The sequence below is a fragment of the Micromonospora endophytica genome, assembly GCF_003236305.1.
Classification (GTDB): Bacteria; Actinomycetota; Actinomycetes; order Mycobacteriales; family Micromonosporaceae; genus Micromonospora; species Micromonospora endophytica.
Map to the genome: position 1 here is coordinate 1 of NZ_POTX01000232.1, position 9,355 is coordinate 9,355.

The 9,355-nt window shown below is 71.2% G+C and carries 4 protein-coding genes; 1 reads left to right on the top strand and 3 read right to left on the bottom strand.

What is annotated here, in order from left to right; all coding sequences use genetic code 11:
- Positions 1-11: 11 nt before the first annotated feature.
- Complete coding sequence (locus C1I93_RS24810; RefSeq protein WP_111245699.1) at positions 12-5,066, bottom strand: NAD-glutamate dehydrogenase; 5,055 nt, start codon at positions 5,064-5,066, stop codon at positions 12-14.
- 287 nt (positions 5,067-5,353) lie between these two features.
- Here C1I93_RS24810 and C1I93_RS24815 point away from each other — a divergent pair, with 287 nt between their 5' ends.
- The gene (locus C1I93_RS24815) at positions 5,354-7,306 is read left to right on the top strand and encodes a penicillin-binding transpeptidase domain-containing protein (RefSeq protein WP_111245700.1); all 1,953 of its coding nucleotides are present in this window, start codon (positions 5,354-5,356) and stop codon (positions 7,304-7,306) included.
- A 14-nt stretch (positions 7,307-7,320) separates the two neighbouring features.
- Here the strand turns inward: C1I93_RS24815 and C1I93_RS24820 are convergent, their stop codons facing one another.
- The gene (locus C1I93_RS24820) at positions 7,321-8,469 is read right to left on the bottom strand and encodes an arginase family protein (protein WP_309148215.1); all 1,149 of its coding nucleotides are present in this window, start codon (positions 8,467-8,469) and stop codon (positions 7,321-7,323) included.
- A gap of 71 nt (positions 8,470-8,540) precedes the next feature.
- Positions 8,541-9,355, bottom strand: an 815-nt coding sequence (locus C1I93_RS24825; protein ID WP_111245701.1) for a tetratricopeptide repeat protein, incomplete at its 5' end; no start/stop codon positions are given.

The following is a 9,355-nucleotide window of genomic DNA, read 5'->3' on the forward strand; positions in this document are numbered from 1 at the left end:
GGTGGGGTGGGTTAGGTGGTGGCGGCGGAGGTGCGGACGAGGGTGCGGATCTGGCGGAGCAGGACCGACAGGGCCGCCAGGTCGGCGCGGGACTCGTCGAACTCCTCCATCGCCCGCTCGGCACGGTGGATGGAGGTGGCGTTGGACTGCTCCCACTGCTGCACCCGCTCGTGCGGCGGCAGGTCACTCGAAGTCGATTCGAGCACCTCCCCGGTGAGCGCGGCCAACGCGGCGTACAGGTCGTAGCGCAGCGCCATCCGGGCCAGGGTCTGCCAGCGGTCCTCCCGCGGCAGCAGCGAGATCTTCGACAGCAGCGCGTCCACCCGGAACCGGTCGGAGAGCACGAAGTAGATCGAGGCCACTTCGCTCACATCGCGTTCGCTGCCGGCGGTCTCCACCACGTCGAGCAGGCCGAAGCTGTACATCAGGCGGGTGCTCTGCTCGGCGAGCTCCCGCGGCAGGCCACGCTCGGTCATCGAGTCGATGTGCGCCGCGATCGCCGCCCGCTCGTCGCCGAAGAAGAGCGTCTCCAGCTGCGGGAGCAGCCGGGCCACCCCGGCGCGCAGGCGACGGATCTCCGCCGGCACGTTGATCGGCGAGCGCCGGTTGGTCACCAGCCACCGCACCGCCCGGTCGAGCAGCCGGCGGGTGTCCAGGTAGACGTCGGTCTGCAACTGCGGGTCGACCTTGTTGTCCAGCGCCTCGACCTCGGCCCAGAGTTCGCGCAGCCCGAACACCTCGCGGACCACCACGTACGCCCGGAGCACGTCGGCTGCTGTCGCCGCGGTCTCCTCCACCACGCGGAAGACGAACGAGATGCCGCCCCGGTTGACCGCCTCGTTGACCAGCACCGTGGTGACGATGTCGCGGCGCAGCCGGTGCCGGCCCATCCGGTCGGCGAATCGTTCCCGCATCGGCGTCGGGAAGTATTTGATCAGGACGTCGTTCGTCCACTCCTCGTCGGCCAGCCCCTCGGCGAGGATCTCCTTCTCCAGCGCGATCTTGACGTACGCCAGCAGCACCGCGAACTCCGGCGCGGTCAGCCCGGCCTCGGTCCGGGTCGCCAGCTCCTCGTCCGGCGGCAACCCCTCCAGCGCCCGGTTCAACGTCCCGGAGCGCTCCAGCTCGCTGATCATCCGTCGGTGCACCGGAAGCAGCGAGGTGGCCTGGGCCTGCGAGTTGTTGATCGCTCGGGCCTGGTCGTAGTTGTCCCGCAGCACCAGCTCGGCGACCTCGTCGGTCATCCGGACGAGCAGGTCGTCCCGCTCGGGCACGGTGAGTTCGCCGTCGGCCACCGCGGTGTTCAGCAGGATCTTGATGTTCACCTCGTGGTCGGAGCAGTCCACCCCGGCCGCGTTGTCGATGAAGTCGGTGTACATCCGGCCGCCCGCCTGGGCGTACTCGGTCCGGCCGTGCTGGGTGAAGCCCAGGTTGCCGCCCTCGCCCACCACCCGGCAGCGCAGGCTGCGCCCGTCCACCCGGATCGCGTCGTTGGACTTGTCGCCCACCTGGGCGTTGGTCTCGGTGGACGCCTTGACGTAGGTGCCGATGCCGCCGTTCCAGAACAGATCGACCGGCGCGGTCAGGATCGCCTTCATCAGCTCCTGCGGGCTGAGCTGTCCGACCTCGTCGGCCAGCCCGAGCACCGCGCGGACCTGCGGCGAGATCGGCACCGACTTCGCCGTACGCGAGTAGACCCCACCGCCCGCGGAGATCAACTCGTCGTTGTAGTCCTCCCAGGTGGAGCGGGGCAGGTCGAACAGCCGCTTGCGTTCGGCGTACGAGGTGGCCGCGTCCGGGTCCGGGTCCAGGAAGATGTGCCGGTGGTCGAAGGCGGCCACCAGCCGGATGTGCTCCGACAACAGCATGCCGTTGCCGAACACGTCACCGGACATGTCGCCGACGCCGACCACTGTGAAGTCCTGTCGCTGGGTGTCGTGGCCCAGCTCGCGGAAGTGCCGCTTGACCGACTCCCACGCACCCCGGGCGGTGATGCCCATCTTCTTGTGGTCGTACCCGGCGGAGCCGCCGGAGGCGAAGGCGTCGCCCATCCAGAACTCGTGCGCGACGGAGATCTCGTTGGCGATGTCGGAGAAGCTCGCGGTGCCCTTGTCGGCCGCCACCACCAGGTACGGGTCGTCACCGTCGTGCCGGACCACGTCCTCGGGCGGCACGATCTCACCGGCCACGATGTTGTCGGTGACGTCCAGCAGCGCGCCGATGAACTGCTGGTAGCAGACCACGGCCTCGTCCCGGTCGCCCGGCTTCTGCTTGAGCACGAAGCCGCCCTTGGCACCCACCGGCACGATCACCGCGTTCTTCACCATCTGTGCCTTGACCAGGCCGAGCACCTCGGTGCGGAAGTCCTCCCGCCGGTCCGACCAGCGCAGTCCGCCCCGGGCCACCGGGCCGTACCGCAGGTGCACGCCCTCGAACCGGGGCGAGTAGACGAAGATCTCGAACTTCGGCCGCGGCGCGGGCAGCTCGGGGATCGCCTGCGGGTCCAACTTGAACGCCACGTACGGCTTGGGCCGCCCGCCGACCGGCTTCTGGTAGAAGCTGGTCCGCAGGGTGGCCTGGATCAGGGTCAGGTACGACCGCAGGATGCGGTCCTGGTCGAGGCTGGCCACGTCGTCGAGTGCGGCCCGCAACTCGTCGACCAGCTCGGCGCTGCGCCGCGCCCGCTGCTCGGCGGTGAGCGGCCCCGGCTGGAAGCGCGCCTCGAAGAGCTGCACCAGCAGGGTGGCCAGGTGCGGGTAGGCGATGAACGTCGACTCCATGTAGTCCTGGGAGAAGACGGTGCCGGTCTGGCGCAGATACTTCGCGTACGCCCGCAGCACCACCACCTGCCGCCAGGTGAGCCCGGCGCGCAGCACCAGCTCGTTGAAGCCGTCCACCTCGGCCTCGGTCCGCCACGCCGCCGCGAAGGCGTTCTCCACGTGCGGGCGCACCTCGGCCAGGTCCTGGTGCCCCTCGGGCAGCCGCAGCCCGAAGTCGTACAGCCAGATCCGCCCGTCGACGCGTTCCACCTCGTACGGGTGCTCGTCGACCACCTTGACGCCGAGCGAGTGCAGCACCGGCAGCACCGCCGAGAGCATCATCGGCTCGCCGTACCGGTAGACCTTGAACCGCACGTCCATCGACTCGTCGACTTCGGCACTGCGGCCACCGGCACGCGGCGTGAGCTGCTTGCGGAACAGGTGCATCTCCAGCTGGCCGGATTCCTCCAGCAGCTCCAGCTTGGCCAGGTCCTTCATCGCCTCGTACGGCGTGTGGGTGTCCTTGTAGCCCTCCGGGAACGCGTCAGCGTACCGTCCGAAGAGGTGCTTGGCCTGCTCGTCGCCGAGCTTGCGCTCCAGCACCAGCCGGTAGTCGTCGTCCCACAGCCGGGTGGCGTCGGCCAACTCCTCGGCGAGCAGGTCGGCGTCGATGTCACCGGGCGGCCGGGTCGGGTCGGTACGCACGATGAAGTGCACCCGGGCCAGCATCGACTCGGTCACCCGGGTGGTGTAGTCCACCCCGACACCGTTCAGCTCGCGCAGCAGGATGTCCTGCATGCGCAGCCGGTTCTGGGTGGTGAACCGGTCCCGGGGCAGGTAGATCAGGCAGGAGATGAACCGCCCGTACGCGTCGCGGCGCAGGAAGACCCGCAGTTGCCGGCGGCCGGCCATCCGCAGCACGCCGATCACCGCGTGGTAGAGGTCGTCGGTCTTGATCTGGAACAGCTCGTCGCGCGGGTAGGTCTCCAGGATCTGCATCAGATCCTTGCCGGAGTGGCTGCGCAGGCTCAAGCCGGAGCGGTCCAGCACCTCGGCGACCTTGCGCCGGACCACCGGCAGCTCCTGCACGCTGGTCCGGTACGCGGCGGTGGAGAAGAGGCCGAGGAAGCGTCGCTCCCCCACCACGTCACCGTTCTCGTCGAAAATCTTGAAGCCGATGTAGTCCAGGTAGGCCGAGCGGTGCACGGTGGCCCGCGAGTTGGCCTTGGTGATGATCAGCAGCCGCTTCTCGGTGACCTTCTCGTGCGCCTCCGGCGTCATCGACGACAGCGCACGGGCCTCCGGCGAGTCCTGCCGCAGGATGCCCAGCCCGGTGCCGAGCACCGCCTCCAGCGCCGGTCCGCCCTGGGCCGAGTCCGGCACCAGCCGGTACTCCCGGTAGCCGAGGAAGGTGAAGTGGTCGTGGGCGAGCCAGCGCAGCAGCTCCACCGAGTCGGTGATGTCCTTCTCCGGCACCGGCGGGCGGTTGTCGCTGGTGCGCGCGCTGGCCAGCTCGTCGGCGAGGGCGAGGGCACGCTGGCGCATCTTCGGCCAGTCCTCCACCGCCTCACGCACGTCGGTGAGCACCCGCTGCAGCTCGCGGCGCAGGTTGTCGCGCTCCTCGGCGTCGCGGACCGGGTCGATCTCGATCCGCATCCAGCTCTCGACCAGGTCGCCGTCGATCGCGTCGTCCGGCTCGACGTCGGCGGCCACCTCGACCAGCCGGCCCAGCGGCTCCCGGCGCACCACCACCAGCGGGTGCACCAGCAGGTGCACGTCCAGGTGGTGGGTGTTGAGCAGGGCGGTCACCGAGTCGACCAGGAAGGGCATGTCGTCGGTGACGATCTCGACGACGCTGTGGTGCTGCTCCGCGTCGGGTGAGTGGATCCGCAGCTTCAGCTCACCGGGCACCCGCTGCCGCGCCAGTTCGCGGTGGGCGCGGGCGGCGTCGAGCATCTCCTCGGCGGTGAAGCCGATCAGCTCCTCGTCCGGCGCGAACCGCCAGAACCGGCTGACAAGTGTCGCCACGTCGTGGTCGTCACCGGCCAGGGCGACCGCCTGGGCCACCAGCCGCTCGGCGTTGGGCACCGGCTCGTCGAGTTCGGCGTCCTCCACGTCGTCTGCCAGCGCGTCTGGCGGCAGGCCCAGATCGTAGAGGGTGTCGATGCTCGAACCGGTCATCCCGGTCACTCCTGTGTCGAGTCGGCCGAAGCCGTCCCCGTCGGTCGCCGTGTCGAAACTGTCGTCCCGGCCGGTGTCAGCCGGCCGGAGGTCGGGTTCCGGTGAGATAGCCGGACGCCGGTCCATCGGTGCCACTCCCCTCGACCCACCGCGTTGTGGGTCACTCTGCCGCCAAGCCTAGGCCGACCGACCGGTTCCCACGTCGGCGGACCCCGGCCGGACTTCCGGTTTGGGACGGTCGTCCTTTCACCCGTTGCGGTACGAGGTTCGGCCGGCTCCGGAGTACCCCGCCTGATGTTGTTCATCACATCGTCGAGCACTGTCTTTCCGTCCCCCGGCCCTCGACCGGGGCCCTCCGAATCGCCTCGACGTACTAGCGTGCAGGGCAGCCCGATCAGGAGGAAAGCCACCCGATGCACCGGCCGCAGCGCACTCGTCACCGGAAGTCACGTTCTCTCGCCGTCGTCGCCGTCCTGCTCGCCTCGGCCGCCCTGGTCGGTTGCTCCGGCGAGGATGGGCCGGAGCAGAGCGTGGACGCCTTCCTGAGCGGTTGGCGCTCGGGTGACCTCAACGCGGTCGGCTTCGTCGACCCGACCGGGGCGAAGGTCGCCGCCGCCGACGTCGCCCGCGAGATCAAGGAACTCTCCGGCGAGTTGGCCGAGACGCCACCGACGCTGACCCGACAGGGCAAGCCCGAGGTGCAGCAGAACACCGCGACCGCCACGATCCGGGTGCAGTGGGCGTTGCCCGGCGACACGACCTGGACGTACGACCGCCCGGTGCGACTCACCCAGGGCCGGGACGACGCGTGGCAGGTGATCTGGGAGCCGCAGCTGGTGCAGGAGCAGCTCACCAGCGGCGACCGGCTCGGTCTGCGCCGGGACCGGGCGCCCCGGGCCGGGGTGCTCGACGCCGCCGGCGAGCCGCTCATCGCGCCGCGCCCGGTGGTCCGGGTCGGGGTCCAGCCCAGCGAGGTGACCGACATCAAGGCGCTGACCCGCGAGCTGGACACCGCGTTCCGCGCGATCCGGCCGGCGATCACGCCACCGATCGACGTGTCCGGCCTGGCCAAGCGGGTCGAGGAGGCGGAGCCGACCGCCTTCGTCGAGGTCGTCACCTTGCGCGACGAGGCGTACCGGCAGATCAAGCCGCGGATCCACGAACTGCCGGGCACCAAGTTCAGCACCGACGAGTTGGACCTCGCCCCGACCCGCGAGTTCGCCCGGGCGGTGCTCGGCACCGTCGATCCGGCGCAAGCCGACGACCTGGCGAAGTTTCCCGACCGCTACTCCCCCGGTGACCTGGTGGGGCACGGCGGGTTGCAGGGCCACTGGGACGAGCGGCTGCGCGGCGCACCGGGGCTGAGCGTGATCATCAAGCGGCCGAAGCCGGACGGGACGCTGGAGTCCACCGGCACCGAGGTGTTCCAGCGCGAGCCGCAGCCCGGCGAGCCGGTGCGGACCACCCTCGACGTGGCCACCCAGAACGCCGCCGATCAGGCGCTACGCAGCCAGCGTCGACGCTCCGCCCTGGTGGCCGTACGGATCAGCGACGGCACGGTGCTCGCCGCGGCCAACGGTCCCGGCGCCGCCGGGGAGAACCTCGCCTTCACCGCGCAGGTGCCGCCGGGCTCCACGTTCAAGATGGTGAGCGCCCTCGGGCTGGTGGAGCGGGGCGCGGTCACCCCGGAATCCACTGTCGACTGCCCCAAGACCGCTACCGTCGACGGGCGGTCGTTCAAGAACTCCGACAACTTCGCCCTCGGTGAGGTGCCGTTGCGCACCATCTTCGCCAAGTCCTGCAACACCGCTTTCGTCGCGCTGGCCCCGCAGCTCGGCCCGGACGGGCTCGCCGTCACCGGCCGGACGCTGGGGTTGGAGGGGCAGTGGCAGGTGGGCCTGGACGCCTTCACCGGCAAGGTCTCCGCGAACGGCGGCGCCACCGAGCAGGCTGCCGCCGCGATCGGGCAGGGCACGACAGTGGTCAGCCCGCTGGCCATGGCGGCGGCCACCGCCGCGGTGGCCAGGGGCAGCTTCACCCCGCCGAAGCTGGTCGTGGAGCCGACCCCGGAGCAGGCGGGCGAACCGGGCCCGGAGTTGACGTCCGAGGCGGTGGCGGCGGTGCGGACGATGATGCGGGAGGTGGTCACCGCTGGCAGTGGCACCGCGCTAAAGGACGTGCCGGGTGATCCGGTGCACGGCAAGACCGGCACCGCGGAGTACGACGACAACCCGAAGAACACGCACGCCTGGTTCGTCGGCTGGCAGGGCGACGTCGCGTTCGCGGTCTTCGTCGAGCAGGGCGGTTCGGGCAGCGGCACCGCCGTCCCGATCGCCGAACGCTTCCTCCGCGCCCTGGCCGACTGACGAACCGCGACGATTCAGGCGGTCAGACCACCGGGAGTGGCGGCGGAACGGGTGGGATCCCCGCTTGGATCACCGATGGTGTCCTGGCCCGATTCGTCGAACATCGATTGCGCCGGCGACTCCGTCGGTACGTCAGAGGCATCCGCGTCCGGTCCGAACGGGCGAGGTATGAGCGGTGCGTTGCCGCGGTGGGGCGACGGGGCGGCCCGTTCGGCCGTCTCCGGCCGCAGCCGGGGCGGCACCGAGCCGGGGGCGGTGACCGGGCGCAGACCGGCCACCACGGTGTTGACGATCTCGGCGGCGTACCCGCCGTCCGGGTCGTAGTCGGGGTCGAAGACGGTCAGCTCCACGCCGAGGCAGTGCGGGGTGTCGACCAGGCCGGCGAGCAGGATCTCCAGCTCGGCGAAGGCGATGCCACCGGGATCGGGGGCGTCCACCGCCGGCATCACGGCCGGGTCGAGTACGTCCACGTCGACGTGCACCCAGTAGCCGGCGCAGTCGGCGAGTTGCTCGTGCGCCCACTGGGCGGTACGTGCCGCGCCCTCGGCGCGCAGCGCCGGCACCGGCCTGGTGATGATCCCGGCGGCCTGGAGGTCGAGACGGTATTCGTCCTGGGCCCGGATGCCGAGCACCACCACGTCGATGTCGCGGAAGTAGGGTCGCCGGCCCTCGATGGCCGCCAGGTCGGCCTGCCCCCGGCCGGTGACCAGGGCGAGGTCCTCGCCGGCCGCCGCGCCCACGTACGAGGCGTTGCCCGGGTGCCGGAAGTCGGAGTGGCCGTCGACGAAGACCAGGCCGATCCGGCCACCTACCGCCTCACCGAGCCGGTGCATGGCCAGCGCCGAACCGAGCAGGATCGAGCAGTCACCGCCGAGGACCAGGGGGAACTCGCCGCGGTCGATGACCGAGCCGATCCGGTCGGCAAGCGCCACCGAGTAGTCGGCGATCTCCCGCGCGTGGCACACCCCGTCGCCCGGCCGCCAGTCTCCCGCGTCGTAGCGGGGCGGGGTCAGGCAGCCGGCGTCGCGGGCCCGTAACCGGGGCAGCAGGCCCTGGTCACGCAGGGCACCGGGGGCCTTCGCGCAGCCCGGCACCGAGGTGGATGTGGGTGGTCGCAGACCGAGGTTGCTCGGTGCGTCGAGGACGGCGATCCGGCGCATCATGGGCTCCCGTCCTCCGGTGTTCCTCGCGGGCCGGCGGCGCTACGCCGGCCCGCGCTGGCGTGGCTGTGTCTTCAGAACAGGGCGCTGGCCAGAGCCCGACGGGCCGAGGCGACGGCGGGATCTTCCGGACCGGCGATGGTGAAGAGGCCGACCAGGTGTTGGCGTGCCTTTTCCCGGTCCTCACCGGCGGTGCGCCGAACCAGCCCGACGAGACGCTGGTAAGCCTGCTCGGCGAGGCCGCTGAGCACCTCGATGTCGGCGGCCAGCAACTGGGCGTCGACATCGTCGGGAGCAGCCGCCGCGGCGTCGAGCGCCGCCCGCGGGTCGGTGCCGGCCACCCGGCGGGCGAGCCCGACCTGGGCCAGCCCCGCCTCGGCTGCGGCGTCCGCCGGGGTCTCGGCCAGGATCTTCCGGTACGCCTGCTCGGCCGCGTCCAGGTCACCGCTCATCAGGGCGTCGTCCGCCTCGTCGAGGCGCGGGTCCTCCGGGGCGGCGACCTCCACCCCACCGGCCTTGAGCACGGCCTGGATCCACTGTCGCAGCTGCGGCTCGGGCACCACGCCGGAGAAGGCGTCGACCGGCTGCCCGCCGACCACCGCGTACACCATCGGGATGCCCTGCACCCGGAACATCTGGGCGATCCGAGGGTTCGTCTGGACGTCGACCCGGGCCAGCACCCACGTGCCGGCGCCCTCGGCGGCGAGCCGCTCCAGCACCGGCGCGAACTGGTCGCTCTCCGGGTAGCCGGCGGCACCGAAGAAGACCACCACGGGTGTGGCCAGCGAGCGTTCCAGCACCTCGGCCTGGATGTTCGCCTCTGTCACGTCCACCACGGCGTGGGCGCCGGCGGGCGCACCGGCGGCGGGGGGCCCGGACTGCGCCGGGG

What these genes read in the sequence shown, in the direction of transcription:
- C1I93_RS24810 (WP_111245699.1), bottom strand. Translation starts at nt 5,066, where the DNA reads ATGGACCGGCGTCCGGCTATCTCACCGGAACCCGACCTCCGGCCGGCT.
- C1I93_RS24815 (WP_111245700.1), top strand. Translation starts at nt 5,354, where the DNA reads ATGCACCGGCCGCAGCGCACTCGTCACCGGAAGTCACGTTCTCTCGCC.
- C1I93_RS24820 (WP_309148215.1), bottom strand. Translation starts at nt 8,469, where the DNA reads ATGATGCGCCGGATCGCCGTCCTCGACGCACCGAGCAACCTCGGTCTG.